The sequence below is a fragment of the Corallococcus llansteffanensis genome (assembly GCF_003612055.1).
Taxonomy (GTDB): domain Bacteria; phylum Myxococcota; class Myxococcia; order Myxococcales; family Myxococcaceae; genus Corallococcus; species Corallococcus llansteffanensis.
In genome coordinates this window covers 1-15797 of sequence record NZ_RAWB01000193.1, presented here as the reverse complement: position 1 = coordinate 15797, position 15797 = coordinate 1, and the positions used below count along the sequence as shown (strand labels likewise).

Here is a 15797-nt window from a genome sequence, read left to right as displayed (position 1 = left end):
CCTCCGGGAGGATGAGGTGGCGGCGGTAGCGCTCCTTCTGCTCGGAGGAGAGGACCACCGGCTTCTCGACGGGGAAGGCCGCGTCGCTCCAGCGGTTGTAGCCGCCCGCGAGCGACGCCACGCGCGTGTAGCCCAGCTCCCGCAGCGTCCGCGCCGCGAGCGCGGACCGGGTGCCGCCCGCGCAGTAGAGGACGAGCTCCTCGTCGCGCTCCGCCTTCTCCTCGATGCGCAGCTCCAGGTAGCCCCGGGGGATGTGCACCGCGCCGGGGAGCCGGCCGCTGGCGTACTCGTCGTCTTCGCGCACGTCGATGAGCTTCACCTTCGCGCCCGTGTCGAGCAGGTGGCGCACGTGCTCATGGGAGACCTCGCGGATCTCCTTCTTCACTTCCGACAGCAGGTCTCGGAACGAGGGGGCCATGGTGGGTCGGTAGCCTTGCCGTGCCTTGCGCGCCTACTCCAGCCGCTCCAGCACCAGCGGCCGGGCCGCGGGCGCCCGGTCGCCAAACTGGTAGGCCGCGAGCAGCCGCGCCTTCACGTCCTGCACGGGGCCGGCGTCGTTGTAGTGCACCTGCACCACGGGCTCGCCCTGCTTCACCGGGTCGCCCACCTTCTTGAGCAGCGTGAAGCCCACCGCCGGATCAATCTTGCTGTCCACCCGCTGCCGCCCGGCACCGAGCGCCACCGCCGCCAGCCCCACGCCCTCCGTGTGGATGCCGGAGACGAAGCCGTCGCGCGGCGCCACCACGTCCGTCGTGGCCTTCGCGGTGGGCAAGAGCGAGTAGTCGTCGATGGAGCGCGGGTCGCCGCCCTGCGACTGGACGATCTCCTTGAGCTTCTTGAGCGCGCTGCCGTCCTCCACGGAGCGGCGCAGCTTCCCGCGCGCCTCCTCCACGGTGGCGGCCTTCTTGCCCAGCACGAGCATCTCCGCCGTCAGCGCGTAGGTGATCTCCGTGTAGTCGTCGGGGGCCTCGCCGCGGAGCATGTCCACCGCCTCGCGGACCTCCAGGGCGTTGCCCACCTGGCGGCCCAGGGGCTGATCCATGTCCGTGAGCAGGGCCACGACCTTGCGGTTCATCTCCGCGCCCAGGCCAATCATGGTCCGGGCGAGCACGCGCGCGTCGTCCGCCGTCTTCATGAAGGCGCCGCTGCCCACCTTCACGTCGAGCACCAGCGCGTCGATGCCCTCCGCCAGCTTCTTGCTCATGATGGACGACGCGATGAGCGGGATGCAGTCCACCGTCGCCGTGACGTCCCGCAGCGCGTAGAGCTTCTTGTCCGCGGGGGCCACCTGGGCCGTCTGGCCGATGAGGCAGCACCCCACCTCGCGCACGAGCCGGCGGTAGTCCGCGGTGGACAGGTCCACGCGGAAGCCGGGGATGGACTCCAGCTTGTCCAGGGTGCCGCCGGTGTGGCCCAGGCCGCGCCCGGAGATCATGGGCACGGGCACGCCGCAGGCCGCCGCCAGGGGCGCGAGGCTCAGGGACACCTTGTCGCCCACGCCGCCGGTGGAGTGCTTGTCCACCTTGATGGCCGGCGTGTCGGACAGGTCCAGGACCTCGCCGGAGTTCAGCATGGCGCGGGCCCAGGCCCCCAGCTCGCGCGCGTCCAGGCCCTTGAAGAAGATGGCCATGCACATCGCGGCCATCTGGTAGTCGGCCACGGTGCCGGCGGTGTACGCCTGGATGAACGCCTGGATGTCCGACGGGTCCAGCCTGCCGCCGTCGCGCTTGGCCTTGATGAGCTCGTAGGGTTGCACGAGGCAGGGCCATAGCAGGAAGTCCCCTCCCCATGCACCCTCAGGAAAGGGAAAGGCCGGGCTTCATCTGCTAGATAGCTGGGCCCATGATGCTCCGCCGATTCCACGTGCTCGCCCTGGCCGCGCTCCTGTGCGCCTGTTCCAAGAAGACGGAAGACGCCCCCAAGGCGCCCTCCCAGGCCTCCACCGCCACGAAGCCGCCCGAGGGCAAGCCGATGGTCATCGGGCTCGTCATCGACGTGGGCGGCCGGGGGGACCACTCGTTCAACGACGCCTCCCTGCGCGGCCTGGAGCTGTGGGCCGCCGGCAAGCGCTACGAGGGCGGCCGGTACGTGGACGCCCCCGTTGGCGAGGTGCGTCAGTCCATCTCCTCCGACCTGGCCGCGCTCGCACCGGAAGTGAAGCCGCTGCCGGTGCAGCCGCTGGTGCTCCAGAGCAAGGCGCAGGAGGACTACGCCCCCAACCTCCAGCTGCTCGTGGAGCAGGGCGCGAAGCTCACCATCGGCAACGGCTATCTCCTCGCCAACGCCGTGCGGGACGTGGCCACGGAGAACCCGGACGCGAAGTTCCTGCTCATCGACAGCCAGCTCATGGACGCGCAGGGCAAGCCCAAGTCGCTGCCCAACGTGCGCACGGTGCTCTTCAAGGAGCAGGAGGGCAGCTTCCTCGTGGGCGCGCTGGCGGGGCTCGTGACGAAGACGAACAAGGTGGGCTTCGTGGGTGGCATCGAGGTGCCGCTCATCAAGCGCTTCGAGGTGGGCTACCGCGCGGGCGTGCGCACCACGAACGCGAAGGCGGCGGACGCGCTGATGGGCGTGTACACGGGCAGCTTCAACAGCGTGTCGTCGGGCAAGGAAGTGGCCCAGGACCTCATCGCCAAGGGCGCGGACGTCATCTTCCACGCGGCGGGCACGGACGGGCTGGGCGTCATCCAGGCGGTGAAGGAAGCGCGCGCGGCGGGCAAGACGGTGTTCGCCATCGGCGTGGATTCGGATCAGTCGCACCTGGCGCCGGAGGCCATCCTCACGTCGATGGTGAAGCACAGCGACCTCGCCGTGTACCAGGCGGCGAAGGACCTGGTGGACGGCAAGCTGACGTCGGGCGAGCAGGTGCTGGGCCTGAAGGAGAACGGCGTGGGCATGGCCGACGTGCGCGTGGACTTCCCGGGCAAGGCGGAGGCGCTCCAGAAGGTGGAGACGCTGCGCCAGCAGATCCTCGCCGGGAAGCTCACGGTGCCGGGCACGACGGCGGAGCTGGGCTCCTTCCAGGTCGCCGCGCCCTGATCTCCCTCCAGCACATCGCCAAGCGCTTCGGGTCTTGCGTGTCCCTGGAGGACGCGTCGCTGGACATCGTCCCGGGCGAGCTGCTCGCGGTGGTGGGCGAGAACGGCGCGGGCAAGTCCAGCCTGATGAACGTGCTGTACGGGCTGTACCACCCGGACGCGGGCACGTTCCTGATGGACGGCAAGCCCGTGCGCCTCCGGAGTCCGCGCGACGCCATCGCGCGGGGCATCGGCATGGTGCACCAGCACTTCATGCTCGTGCCCACGCTGACGGTGGCGGAGAACGTGGTGCTGGGCCGCGAGCCCACCCGGCGCGGCCTGCTGGACCTGGACCGGGCCTGTGACGAGGTGGCCACCACGGCAAAGCGCTTCGGCTTCCAGTTGGATCCCCGGGCGCGCGTGGACACGCTCACGGTGGGTTCGCAGCAGAAGGTCGAAATCGTCAAGGCGCTGCACCGGGGCGCGCAGGTGCTCATCCTCGACGAGCCCACCGCGGTGCTCACGCCCCAGGAGTCGGACGAGCTGGCGCAGGTGATGCGGGGGCTCGTGGCGCAGGGACGCACGGTGGTGCTGATCAGCCACAAGTTGAAGGAAGTGCTGGGCGTGGCGGACCGCGTGGCGGTGATGCGCCGGGGCCGCACGGTGGCCGAGGTGCGCGCCGCTGAAACCACCGTCTCCGCCCTGGCCTCGCTGATGGTGGGCGAGGGTTCACGCGGCGCCGCGCTGACAGGCGTGCCCGCGCCGCCGGGTGCGGTTGTGTCCGATGCCAGGGACGCGCAGGCCGGCCTGGCTCCGCTCGATGCACAGGACGCGCGCGGGGGCACCGCCGCGTCCGCACCGGGCGTGTTCGATGCGCGGCGTGAGGCTGCGGCCACCGCCGCTTCCGGCCCGCTCGATGCGAAGAGCGAAGGTGCGGGCACTGTCGCGTCCGGTCCCCCCGTGCTCGACGCGAAGGACCTGCGCGCGAAGGGCGATAACAGCCGCCCCGCGCTCCAGGGCGTGAGCCTCACCGTGCGCGCGGGAGAGATCGTCGGCATCGCCGGGGTGGACGGCAACGGACAGCGCGAGCTGGCCGAGGTGCTCACGGGCCTGCGCGCCCTGGAGGGCGGCGGGGGAACGCTGCTGGGCGGACCGCTCGCGGGGCTCACCCCGGCGCTCGCGAAGGCGCGCGGCGTGGGCCACGTGCCCGAGGACCGGCTGGCGCGCGCGGTGGTGAAGGCGATGACGGTGGAGGAGAACGTGGCGCTGGGCCGGCACCGCCAGCCGCCCTTCGCACGCGGGCCCTGGGTGGACTTCAAGGGACGCCGCGAGCGCGCGACCCGGCTGCTGGCCACCTACGACGTGCGCCCGCCCGACCCGACCGTCGCGCTCCAGGCGCTGTCGGGCGGCAACCAGCAGAAGGTCGTCGTGGCGCGCGAGCTGGACGCGGATCCGAAGCTGCTCGTGGTGGTGCAGCCCACGCGCGGGCTGGACATCGGCGCGGTGGCCCAGGTGCACGCGCGGCTGCGCGAGGCGAAGGCCCGGGGCGCGGGGGTGGTGATGGTGTCGCTGGACCTGGAGGAGGTGCTGGCGCTGTCCGACCGCGTCTACGTCCTCTACGAAGGGCGCGTGACGGGGCACTTCCCGCGCAAGGACCTGGACGAGCGCGAACTGGGCCGTCGCATGCTGGGCGCGGAGTCCGACCATGGGTGAGCGGACGCGGCAGGTGCTGCCGTCGGTGCTCTCCGTGCTGCTGGCGCTCGCGGTGTGCTGGCTGACCATCGCCCTCACGCGCGACGCGGACACCGCCACCCGCGCCTACCTCCAGATGCTCTGGGGCGGCGTGGGCAACTGGCCCGCGTTCCTGGACGGCGGCAGCGCCACGGCGGTGCTCCGTCCCCTGGGCGAGGCCGCGATGAAGGCCGCGCTCCTCACCCTCACCGGCCTGTCCGTGGCGGTGGCCTTCAAGGTGGGCTTGTTCAACATCGGCGCGCAGGGACAGATGATCTGGGGCGCCCTGGCCGCCGCGCTCGTCGGCGCGCACGTGTCGCTGCCGGGCGTGCTGCACGTGCCCCTGGCCCTGCTCGCGGCGGCGCTCGCGGGCGCCGCGTGGTCGAGCATCGCCGGCGTGCTGAAGCTCAAGCGCGGCGTGCACGAGGTCATCTCCACCATCATGCTCAACTGGGTGGCGGTGAGCCTCGTGGACAACTGGCTCGTCATCGGCCCCCTGCGCGCCGTGGCCGAAGGGCACCAGTCGTCCATCACCGGCACCGCGGAGATCCTCGCCACCGCGCAGCTTCCCCGACTCCTGGGTGACAGCTCGCGCCTCAACCTGGGCTTCCCGCTGGCGCTGGTGGCGGCGCTGGGCGTCTGGGTGTGGCTGGGGCGCACGAGCGCGGGCTACGAGACGCGCGCGGTGGGACTCACCCCGGAGGCCGCGCGAGCCGCGGGCATCCCCACCCTTCAGCGCGCGGGAGGGGCCATGGCGCTCGCCGGAGCGCTGGCGGGGCTCGCGGGCGCGGTGCTGGTGCTGGGCACGGAGGGCCGCTACCCGGGCTCGCTGGGCGCGCCGTACGGCTTCGACGGCATCGCCATCGCGCTCATCGGCAACAACCACCCGCTGGGCGCGGCGGTGTCCGCGGCCGTCTTCGGCATCCTCCGCGCGGGCGGCACGCGCATGCAGCTCTTGGGCGTGCACAAGAGCTTCCCGGAGCTCATCCAGGGCTTCGCGCTGCTCTTCGTCGCGGGCCGGATGGTGTGGCTGGCCGTCCTGCGCAGGCGCCGCGAGCAGCCGGCGGCCGAGGTGCCCCGTGCTTGAGGTGCTCCACTCGCTCCTCTTCTCCACCCTGGACGCCGCGCCCGCCCTGGTGTTCGCCGCGCTGGGCGCCATGCTGTCCGAGCGCGCTGGCGTGGTGAGCGTGGGCGTGGAGGGCATGATGCGCACCGGCGCCTTCTGCGCGGCCGTGGCGGCGCTCGCGATGCCCACGCCCGTCGCCGTGCTGGTGGGCATGGGCGCGGGCGCGGCCATCGCGGCGGTGCACGGCTTCCTCAGCATCCGCTGGCGCTCGGATCAGGTCGTCTCCGGCATGGCCCTCAACCTGGTGGCCATGGCGGGCGGCACCTTCCTCCTGGAGTCCCTCTTCGGCCCCAACGGCACCCCGGCCATCACCCAGCTTCCCCGCTGGAACGTCCCGGGCCTGTCCGCCGTGCCGCTCCTGGGCGCGCTGTCCGGCCACGCGGCGCCCACGTACCTGGCGCTCACCCTGCCCTTCCTCTTCCACCTGCTGCTGTCGCGCACCCCCCTGGGTCTGCGGCTGCGCGCCGTGGGCGACAAGCCCCACGCCGTGGCCACGCTGGGCCTGTCCGTGTCCGCCCTCCGGTGGGGCGCGGTGCTGGGCGGCGGGCTGATGGCGGGCCTGGGCGGCGCCGTGCTGTCCACCGCCGTCCTGGACCGCTTCGAGCAGCACACCCCCGCGGGCCTGGGCTTCATGGCCCTGGCCGCCATGGTGTTCGGCCGGTGGACGCCCCTGGGCGCCTTCGCCGCCGCCCTCTTCTTCGCCTTCGGCAACGCCCTGCGGATTGGCCTCGCGTCGAGCGCGCCGTGGCTGCTCGACCTCGTCCCCCAGGGCTTCCTGCTCGCCCTCCCCTACCTGTTGACCCTCCTCGTCCTCGCCCTCCAGGGGCAGCGCGGCCATGCCCCCGCCGCCCTGGGCACCCCCTACGAGCAGGAGTCCCGGTAGGCCATTTTGAGAGGGGCCTGGGTATATTCACACCCGGGTCGAAAACGACTTTTGGTCAGGTCTGACTCATCAAATATGAAGTGCTGTTCAGATCCAGCGCGTTGGCCATCCCCCCCGAGGCCGCCAACCCCCCGCCGTTATTGGATCAGGTTTTTCCGATTTCCAGGGTGAGCAGATCTGGCTTTTGGCGGACGTTCGGCACGCCGCTGGCAAGAGAGTACGCGCATGTCGGATTGCGTACGGGTCAGCAAGCAGGCGCAGCAGGTGGCCCTGTCCGGGCCCGGGACGCATTCCCCCGTTTCCGGGACGACGCCTTCGGGCGCGGTCCGGAGCGGTTTCCAGGTCGGGGTGGCGTGAATGGAGACGACGGCAATGAGCGCGACGTCACACCACCGGCCGCGGGTGCTCGCGGTGGACATGGACGCGGGGGACGCGGAGCGGGTGCGCTCCATCCTGACGCCCGCGGGCTACGACGTGCTGCCCGCCCGCGGGGCGACGGCCGCGCTGGAAGCAGTGTCCCGACATGCCGCGGACCTGGTGCTCCTGGACGTGGAGCAGGCCCGCACGGTGGGCATCGCCGCGTACCGGCGGTTCCGCCAGGAGATGACCTCTCCGCAGCTTCCCATTCTCATGCTCACGCCTTCCGCGGACCGCCAGACGCGCCGCGAGGTGATGGAGGCAGGTGTGGACGACTTGCTGACGACCGAACCGCTGGACCCGCTGGAGCTGAAGGTGCGCGTCCACACCCTGCTGGAGCTCAAGGCGCACCGCGAGCACGGAGGCCTGCGCGAAGTGCTGCAGGACCCGCGCACGCGCTGGGTGCGCATGGAGCGCCTGGCCCGCGTGGGCACGCTCGCCGCGGACGTGGCGACGCAGATGGGCCAGCTGGGCGTGGGCCTGCAGCGGGCGCTGGAGCACGTGCGCTCGCGCGCGGCGGAGGGCCTGCCGCCGGACCCCAGTGAGCTGCTCAAGCTGGGCGTGGCCGGCGAACAGATGCGGCTGCACGGCCAGCACCTGCTGTCGCTGGGACCGTCCAGCCCCAAGGACATCCAGCGCTTCGACCTGCGGGAGCTGGTGCCGGAGGTGGTGTCCCGCCTGCGCGCGGACGGGCGGCTGGGCCGCGCGGACGTGCGCGTGGTGCTGCCGGAGGACCCCATCGCGGTGGTCTTCAACCGCCGTCAGCTGGAGCAGGTGGTGACGGAGCTGGTGTGCAACGCGGTGGACGCGGTGGAGGACGTGAAGGACCGTCCGCGCCTGGTGCACGTGGGCGTGGAGATGCCGGACCTGTTCGGTGACTTCGGTCCGCAGCTCTTCGTCAAGGACACCGGCATCGGCATCTTCGAGGATGAGCTGCAGGCCATCTTCTCGCCGTACTACACGACCAAGGCCCCGGAGAAGAGCGTGGGCCTGGGCCTCACGGTGGCGCGCACCCTGGTGGAGTGCATGGGCGGCAAGCTCACCGTGAAGAGCCGCGTCAACCTGGGCAGCACCTTCACGGTGGAGCTGCCCGAGCAGACGTCGTCCTGGTAGCGGACACGCCCGGGCGGGGAAGCTGTCGTCCCCGCCCGAGCCTGGCGAACTAGAAGCGGTAGGCCACGCCCGCCAGCGCTTCCATGGTGAAGGCGCTGTCGTCGAAGCGGGGGAAGATGGAAGGCCCCAGCCGCAGGTTGAAGTTCACGTTGAACTGGTTGGTGACGAAGTACTCCAGGCCGCCTCCGAAGAGGATGGGGATGACCGGCCCGATGCCTTCGCCGAAGTAGACGTTGAACGGGATGTCGATGCCGGCGTTGAGCGTCAGCGCGCTGCCGACGGGAATCCCCACCACGAACCCGATGGGCAGCGCCATGCCGAAGGCCGTGTTGTCGTCGAAGCGCCCCTGGTCGATGAAGTAGACGAAGGGGCCCGGCTGGAACGTGAGGGCGAAGGACACGTTGGACGTCTTGGCCAGCATGATGCGCAGCCACAGCTGGAGCTTGAGGCCCTCGTCCGTCGCGTCCACCAGGCCCTCGCGGCCCCAGTTGAAGGTGAACTTGCCGCCGACGTCGACCTTGTCCGAGCCGCCGTGCAGCAGGCCCAGCGTCAGGCCCGGGTAGCCAATCTGCCCGGTGAACACGTTGCGGCCCGCTCCCACCGAATCCGCGGCCAGGACGGACCAGCCCTGGCCCGCGAGCGCGGTACCGGGAGCGGCCAGGAGCACGGCGAGGAGGAAACCAGGAATGAAGCGCTTCACGCGGTTCCTTTCTGCGAAGGGCCGCGACGGATGGACGCGCGGCCCGGGGTTGAAGGGTGATTCAGGACTCAGGAGTAGAAAGAGCCCCCCAGCGGGCTCCCAGGCCGGCGCTCAGGCCGGCTGCCCGCGCTCGCGCGCCAGGGCGAGGAAGGCGTCGATGAGGGTGGCCAGCCGGGCCTCGGCGCGCTGGCGGGCCTGGGGGAGCGGCTCGCCGGGGGCGGGCGTCTCCTTGTGCTCGAAGTAGTATTTGATCTTCGGCTCGGTGCCGGAGGGGCGCAGGGTGACGCGGCCGCCGCCCTCCAGCGCGAAGGCGACGACGTTGGACGGCGGCAGGCCGCCCTCGCCCCGCTGGTAGTCGCGCACGGCGCTCACGCGGGTGTCGCCGATGCGCTCCGGGGGTGAGGCGCGGAAGGCCTCCATGATGGCGCGGATGGTCTGCGCTCCGGCGGCGCCGGGCAGCGTGACGTTGCGCTGGGCGCCCACGTGCAGGCCGAAGCGGCGCTGGATCTCCTCCAGGTAGCCCAGCACGGTGGTGCCGCGCGCCTCGCACCACGCGGCCAGGTCCGCGACCACCAGCGCCGCGCCCACGCCGTCCTTGTCGCGCGTGGCGGTGCCCACGGTGTAGCCGAGCGCCTCCTCGTAGCCGAAGACGAACTGCGTGCCTTCCTTCTGCGTGCGCTCCAGCGCGCGGTTGGCGATCCACTTGAAGCCCGTGAGGACCTCGTCGTACGCGGCGTCCAGCCCGCGCGCGATCTCCCCCAGCTGCGTGGAGGACACGATGGTGGTGACGACGTGCGGGCGCGAGCGCTTGGTGCCCTGCGTGAGCACGTAGTGGCCCAGGATGACGCCCACCTCGTTGCCGGTGAGCAGGCGCAGCTTCCCGGACGCGTCGCGCGCCATCACCGCCAGCCGGTCCGCGTCCGGATCATTGGCGAGCACCAGGTCCGCCTTCACGCGCTCGGCGGTGGCGAGCGACAGGTCCATGGCGCCCGGCTCCTCCGGGTTGGGGAAGCGCACGGTGGGGAAGCGGCCGTCGGGCTGCTGCTGCTCGGCCACCGGCGTCACGCGCGGGAAGCCCGCCTCCTTCAGCGCGAGCACGGCCCACGCGCCGCCCACGCCGTGCATGGCGGTGTAGACGATGGACAGCGTGTCGCTGCCCTTGCGGTGCAGGCGCAGGTCCAGGATGGCGCGCAGGTACGCGTTGCCCACGTCCTCCGGCAAGTCGCGCCACAGCCCCTTCGCGCGCCCTTGCGCGGGCGTGAGGAGCGGCACCTGGTTGGCGGGCTCCACCTTCGCGATGGCGTCCGCGATGCCCACGTCCTGCGGGGGGACAATCTGGGCGCCGTTGCCCCAGTAGACCTTGTAGCCGTTGTACTCGGGCGGGTTGTGGCTGGCGGTCACCATCACCGCGGCGGCGGCGTTCAGGTGCAGCACGGCGAACGCGGTGACGGGCGTGGGCACCGGCTCCGGGAAGACGTGCGCGGGGATGCCCTCCGCGATGAACACCGCGGCGGTGTCCTCCGCCAGCTCCTTGCTCAACCGCCGCGCGTCACGGCCCACCACCACGCCGCGCGAGGTGACGTCCGGCACGGTGGCCTTGAGGTAGCGCGCGAGGCCCGCGGTGGTGCGCCGCACGACGGCGCGGTTCATCCGGTTGGGGCCGGCGCCCAGCACGCCGCGCAGGCCCGCGGTGCCGAACTCCAGGTCCTGGGCGAAGCGATCCGCCAGGTCCGCCCAGTTGGAGGTCGCGAGCACCTGGGCCAGCTCCGCCTGGGTCTCCGGATCCGGATCCGCCTTGCGCCACGCTTCCGCCCGCTCCCTGAGTCCGGTGGTGTCCATTGCGTGTCGCCTCGTTTCAGGTGTCGTAGTCGGTGAGGTGCTTGCGGCGGACGGGGCCCTTGGGCCCGTCCTTGTTGCCCTGGCACGCGACGCAGAACTCCGCGTAGGGCATGGCCTTGAGGCGGCCCAGGGGGATCTCGTCGCCGCACTCCTCGCATTCGCCGAAGGAGTCCGGCTCCTCGCGCAGCTTGCCCAGGGCCTTCACCACGCGCGCCAGCGTGCCGTCGGTGTTGCGGTTCCGGCTGGAGGCGATGGTCTGCATCATCTCGTTGAGGGGCTGCTCGTCCTCGTCGCCGCCCACGCGCGCCTCGTCGGTGCGGTTGGGCTCGATGCGCAGGGGCGTCTTCCCGGTCAGCTCCGCGTGGAGCGCCAGCAACTGCTGCAGGAAGTCCTCTCGCTGCTTCGGTGTCACGGTGGGGCCCTCGCGCCTTCTGGCTAGTACTGCGCGGTGGAGATCTGGCCGGTGACGATGGCCACGGACGCGGACGCGCCCAGCCGGTTGGCACCCGCGCGCAAGAGCTTCACGGCGTCCTCGGCCGAGCGCACGCCGCCGGAGGCCTTCACCCCGACCTCGTCGCCCACCACCGAGCGCATCAATTCGATGTCCTTCACCGTGGCGCCGCCGGGCCCGAAGCCCGTGGACGTCTTCACGAACGCGGCGCCCGCGGCCTTGGACAGCGCGCACGCGACCACCTTCTCCTCGTCGGTGAGGTGGCCCGTCTCCAGGATGACCTTCACCGGCAGCGGGTGGCTGGCCTCCACCACCGCGGTGATGTCCTGGTGCACGCGCTGGTAGTCGTGGGCCTTGAGCGCGCCCAGGTTGATCACCATGTCGATTTCGCGGGCCCCGGCGCGGATGGCCTCGCGCGCCTCGAAGGCCTTGGCGGCGGACAGCATGGCGCCCAGCGGGAAGCCCACCACGGCGATGGGCACCGTGGACGACCCGGCCAGCACCCGCGCGGCGGTGGCCACGTGGCAGCTGTTCACGCACACCGTGGCGAAGCCGTACTGGCGGGCCTCCTCGGCCACGCGCACCACGTCCTCGGCGCGCGCTTCCGGCTTGAGCAGCGTGTGGTCGATGTACGGCGCGAGCTCCGCCGCCTTCAGGACGGACGCGGGGTCGACGCGCGCGGTGGCGACCTTCCCCCCGGCCGGGCGCGGGGGCTCCGGGTTCAGCGCGGCGGCGGGCGCGGGCGCAACGGCTTCCTGCTCCGCCTTCCAGGCGTGCAGGCGGCGACGGGCCTGGTCGACCAGCTCTTCCAGCACGGGGATGAAGGGTTCGGCGTCGGACGACATGCGGGCCCCTTAGCGCAGTTCCAGGGCCCCGGGGAAGCGCTCGCGGGTGCGCAAGGACGTCCGGCGGACGTACGGGGTGCCGCGAATGGGAGTGGGGCAGTAGAGTTCTCTTCGTGATGGTTTTCGCGCGGCTGCTCGGTGTCCTCCTCCTCCTGCTCACGGCGGTGCCGAGCCATGCGGCCCTCCCCTCCCCCGCGCCCGGGAAGCTCACGGTCTACTTCCTCGACGTGGGCCAGGGGGACGCGACGCTCATCGTCTCGCCCACGGGCAAGACGGTGCTCATCGACGGGGGGCCCCCGGAGGCCGGGAAGCGGCTGGCGGCGCGGCTGCGCGAATTGGTGAAGCAGCCCCTGGACCTGGTCATCCTCACCCACCCGCACCTGGACCACCTGGGAGGTCTGCCCGCGGCCCTGAAGGCAGTGGGCGCGAAGCGGTTCATGGACCCCGGCTTCGACCACCCGAGCGAGGCGTACCGCGACCTGCTGGACTTCGTGGGTCGCGAGGTCGGCCAGGTGATGAACCCGGAGCCCAACCCCAACGCGCCCCAGACGCTGCTCACCATCGGACTGGGCGAGGGCGTGGCGCTCACCGTGCTCTGGCCGCGCGTACCCCAGGAGCCCTTCCTCGAGGACACACGCTCGGACCCGAACGCGAACTCCATCGTCACCAAGCTGACCTACGGCAAGACGGCCTTCCTCTTCACCGGCGACGCGGAGCCGCCCACGGAGGAGGTGCTGGTGCAGAAGCCCCTGGACCTCACAGCCACCGTGCTGAAGGTGGCGCACCATGGTGGCAAGCACTCCTCCACCAGGGCCTTCCTGGAGCGCGTGAAGCCGTCGGTGGCGGTCATCTCCTGCGGCGTGGGCAACGACTACGGCCACCCGACCCCGGAGGCCCTGGGCCGCCTGCGCGACGTGGGTGCACGCACCTTCCGCACCGACCAGGACGGCGAGGTGATGGCGGTGAGCGACGGCACCACCGTCACCCTGCGCACGACCCGGGCCGAGGCGTCGCCCACGGTCGTGACCGGCACCCAGAAGGCGGGAAGCCCCGTGGCGCTCGGCCCCATCGAGCCCACGCCGCAGCGCCAGGGCGACCGCGCGGTGGAGAAGGAGCCGGACCCGGGCGCCCCCCGGACGAAGCCGTCGAAAGAGCCGAGTCGTGAGCCGGCGCCGACGTCGCCTTCGAGCCCGAGCGAGCCCGGGGACACGGGGCAGCGCTTCGAGTCGCTGAAGGGCAGCAAGGTGTTCCACCGCGAGGACTGCCCGACCTTGAAGCGCTCGAAGAACGAGCGCACCGTCTATTCCCGCCGCGCTGATGCCCTGCGCGAGCGCCGCCCCGCCGAGGATTGTCACCCATGAGTCCCCGCATCGCCCTCGGAGTGGGGATGCTGCTCGCCTCCCTGGCGTGTCAGCAGCAGCCCGCGCCCCAGCCGCCACCGAAGAGCGCGGCCCCGGAGAAGTCGCGCTACTTCGGTGGCGCGCCGGACGGGAAGCTCCACGTGTACTTCTTCAACGTGGGCGGGGGTGAGTCCGCGCTCATCGTCTCGCCGCGCGGCAACACGGTGCTGGTGGATTCGGGGCCCGCGTCGGCCCAGTCGCACCTGGTGAACCGGCTGCCGGAGCTGCTGCGCCGGGAGTTGGATCTCGTCGTCCTCACGCATCCGGATCCGAAGCACCACGGTGCGCTGGACGCGGTGCTCAAGCGCGTGGGCGCGCGCCGGCTGATGGAGCCGCAGCTCCCCGACACCTCGTCCGCCTACGACGCGCTCCTGACGGCGGTGGGGTCGCGCGGGGTGCAGGTGTTCTCGCCCGCGCCTTCGTCGACCGCGCCCCAGGAGCCGGTCCGCCTGACGCTGGAAGAGGGCGTGAACCTCACGGTGCTCTGGCCTCGCGCCCCCGCCGAGCCGCTCCTGACGGGTGCGCCGGACGGAGCGGGCGCGAACGCGGCGAACTCCATCGTGCTGCGCCTCACGTACGGGGACACGTCGGTGCTGTTCGCGGGCGCGGCGCGCGCGGAGACGGAAGCGCACCTGCTGGAGCTCGGGAGGTGGGTGCCCGGCACGCTGCTGAAGGTCGCAGCGCCCGGAGTGGAAGGGGCCAATTCGCAGGCGTTCCTGGAAGCGGTGCGCCCGCAGGCCGCCGTGCTCAGCGGGGACGACAGCCTGGGCCACGACGCGAAGGTCCGGGACGTCCTCGCGCGGCTGCGTTCGGTGGGCGCGAGCACGTTCCGCACGGACGTGAATGGCGAGGTGCACGCGGTGAGCGACGGCAAGCGGTTCGAGCTCACCCTGCAGCGCCCGTCACCGGGTGAGCCCTCCTCCGCGCGGCACGTCTTCCCGGGCGAGGATCCGCGTCCACCGCTGGTGCGGACGGTGAAGCCCTCGCCGCCCATCGCGAAGAAGCCTCCGCCCGAAGTGGCGCCCGTCGCGCGGACGGAGCCGACGCGCGCCATCGAGGCCCCCCGCGACACCTCCGCCCGGGTCAGCAAGGTGATGGAAGTGGACGACCTGCCCACGGCGCGCCAGGGCAGCCGCACGGAAGAGACGGTGCGCACGCCACGCGCGACCGCCGGAGTGTCCATGGGAAGCGGCTACGTGGCGAGCCGTCACAAGCGGATCTTCCACCGGCCCACCTGTCCGAGCGCGCGGAGGATCCACGAGGAGAACCTCCTCACCTTCAAGACCCGCGAGGAGGCGTTGAAGTCGGACCGCCAGCCCGCGGTCGACTGCCATCCCTGAGGGAGGGGAACACACACCATGCCCAAGGCCACGGTGGACCGCATCGAAGACGACGTTGCCGTGCTGGTGGTGGACGGCCGACAGGTGAACCGCGCCCTGAGCACCCTGCCGCCCGGAGTGCGCGAGGGCGACGTCGTGGACCTGGATGCGGGGACGGTGGACGCCCAGACCACCGACGCCCTGCGCGCCGAGGTCCGCGCCACACGCACGCGGGCGAAGCGCGGCAAGAAGCCGCCGCCCACGGGGAACTTCGACCTGTAGGAAGAAGGCGTGCCGGAAGGCGGCGCCTCGTCCGGGACAGCCCGTCCGACGTGCCGGGTCCCCCCGACGGAACAGGAGGCCCCGGGCGAGGGCCTGCTCCCCGCGCGGCGCGGAGCAGGCCCACCTGCCAGGTCGGCTACGGCGTGGTGCCCTCTGCCGGGGCCGCCGCTTCGCCGCCCTGCGGAGGGGCGACGGGCGTGGTGCCTTCCTGGGCCGGAGGCGGCGCCACGGGTGCGGTGCCTTCCCGCGCCGGAGCGGCCTGACGCGGCAGCGGCGTGGGGGCCGGAACCGGAGCCATGGGGGCCGGCGACTTGCCCGTCACCTTGCCGACCAGGTCCGCCACCGCGGGCGGCAGCATGTTCAACGCCGAGAGCGCGAACAGCGCCACCACCGGCAGGACGATGAGCAGCACCAGCACCAGCAGCACCATCTTCACCGGGCTGCGGCGGGGGGCCACGACGGGCCGCTTGCGGGCGGCCTTCGAGTCCTCCACCGCCTGCTGCGCGTCCTCGTCGTCGCGGTCATCATCCCGCGTCTCGTCCTGGCGGGCCTCTTCGTCGTCCTCCGCCTCACCCCGGTTGCCGGGCAGGTCCAGGTCGGAGAACAGCTCGTTGAGGGGTGCGCCACCGGAGGCAGGCGTCGTCTCCGCCTGCCCACGGCGGGCGGGGGCGACG

General features: G+C 72.0%; 14 protein-coding genes and 1 pseudogene. 8 read left to right on the top strand and 7 right to left on the bottom strand.

Annotation, left to right across the window (positions count from 1 at the left end):
- Both D7V93_RS19255 and D7V93_RS19250 read right to left on the bottom strand, forming a co-directional pair.
- On the bottom strand, positions 1-418 hold a 418-nt coding region (locus D7V93_RS19255), incomplete at its 3' end, for a rhodanese-like domain-containing protein (RefSeq protein ID WP_279636930.1).
- A 33-nt stretch (positions 419-451) separates the two neighbouring features.
- Positions 452-1756: a thymidine phosphorylase gene (locus D7V93_RS19250; RefSeq protein ID WP_120644808.1), complete on the bottom strand. Its 1305-nt coding sequence runs from the start codon at positions 1754-1756 to the stop codon at positions 452-454.
- A gap of 89 nt (positions 1757-1845) precedes the next feature.
- On the opposite strand from D7V93_RS19250, the gene D7V93_RS19245 reads away from it, so the two are divergent.
- From D7V93_RS19245 to D7V93_RS19225, 5 genes are all read left to right on the top strand, one after another.
- Positions 1846-3039 carry a BMP family lipoprotein gene (locus tag D7V93_RS19245; protein ID WP_120644809.1) on the top strand — a complete coding sequence of 398 codons (1194 nt, stop codon included), beginning with the start codon at positions 1846-1848 and terminating at the stop codon, positions 3037-3039.
- A gap of 38 nt (positions 3040-3077) precedes the next feature.
- Entirely contained in the window at positions 3078-4730 is a 1653-nt protein-coding gene (locus D7V93_RS19240) for an ABC transporter ATP-binding protein (RefSeq protein WP_120644807.1), read from the top strand.
- Positions 4723-5835 (top strand): ABC transporter permease, encoded by a 1113-nt coding sequence (locus D7V93_RS19235; RefSeq protein ID WP_120644806.1) that lies wholly within the window; start codon positions 4723-4725, stop codon positions 5833-5835. Before D7V93_RS19240 ends, D7V93_RS19235 begins: the two co-directional genes overlap by 8 nt.
- Positions 5828-6757, top strand: a complete 930-nt coding sequence (locus D7V93_RS19230) for an ABC transporter permease (protein WP_120644805.1) — start codon at positions 5828-5830, stop codon at positions 6755-6757. The genes D7V93_RS19235 and D7V93_RS19230 overlap by 8 nt, the downstream gene beginning before the upstream one ends.
- A gap of 372 nt (positions 6758-7129) precedes the next feature.
- Positions 7130-8287 carry a sensor histidine kinase gene (locus D7V93_RS19225; RefSeq protein WP_244237382.1) on the top strand — a complete coding sequence of 386 codons (1158 nt, stop codon included), beginning with the start codon at positions 7130-7132 and terminating at the stop codon, positions 8285-8287.
- 49 nt (positions 8288-8336) lie between these two features.
- Here the strand turns inward: D7V93_RS19225 and D7V93_RS19220 are convergent, their stop codons facing one another.
- From D7V93_RS19220 to deoC, 4 genes are all read right to left on the bottom strand, one after another.
- Positions 8337-8987, bottom strand: a complete 651-nt coding sequence (locus D7V93_RS19220) for a hypothetical protein (RefSeq protein WP_208723069.1) — start codon at positions 8985-8987, stop codon at positions 8337-8339.
- A 111-nt stretch (positions 8988-9098) separates the two neighbouring features.
- Complete coding sequence (locus D7V93_RS19215) at positions 9099-10826, bottom strand: phospho-sugar mutase (protein WP_120644802.1); 1728 nt, start codon at positions 10824-10826, stop codon at positions 9099-9101.
- 16 nt (positions 10827-10842) lie between these two features.
- The gene (locus D7V93_RS19210) at positions 10843-11238 is read right to left on the bottom strand and encodes a TraR/DksA family transcriptional regulator (protein ID WP_120644801.1); all 396 of its coding nucleotides are present in this window, start codon (positions 11236-11238) and stop codon (positions 10843-10845) included.
- A gap of 23 nt (positions 11239-11261) precedes the next feature.
- On the bottom strand, positions 11262-12122 hold the full coding sequence (deoC, locus tag D7V93_RS19205; RefSeq protein ID WP_120644800.1) for a deoxyribose-phosphate aldolase: 861 nt from the start codon (positions 12120-12122) through the stop codon (positions 11262-11264).
- 116 nt (positions 12123-12238) lie between these two features.
- On the opposite strand from deoC, the gene D7V93_RS19200 reads away from it, so the two are divergent.
- From D7V93_RS19200 to D7V93_RS19190, 3 genes are read left to right on the top strand one after another with little or no spacing between them, the layout of a single operon-like run.
- Positions 12239-13483 (top strand): ComEC/Rec2 family competence protein, encoded by a 1245-nt coding sequence (locus D7V93_RS19200; RefSeq protein ID WP_120644799.1) that lies wholly within the window; start codon positions 12239-12241, stop codon positions 13481-13483.
- Positions 13480-14862: an MBL fold metallo-hydrolase gene (locus tag D7V93_RS19195; protein WP_120644798.1), complete on the top strand. Its 1383-nt coding sequence runs from the start codon at positions 13480-13482 to the stop codon at positions 14860-14862. The genes D7V93_RS19200 and D7V93_RS19195 overlap by 4 nt, the downstream gene beginning before the upstream one ends.
- 18 nt (positions 14863-14880) lie before the next feature.
- Complete coding sequence (locus D7V93_RS19190; protein ID WP_120644797.1) at positions 14881-15123, top strand: DUF3006 domain-containing protein; 243 nt, start codon at positions 14881-14883, stop codon at positions 15121-15123.
- A 136-nt stretch (positions 15124-15259) separates the two neighbouring features.
- On the opposite strand, the pseudogene D7V93_RS45010 reads toward D7V93_RS19190, so the two are convergent.
- A pseudogene (locus D7V93_RS45010) lies at positions 15260-15797 on the bottom strand (hypothetical protein); the annotation flags it as partial.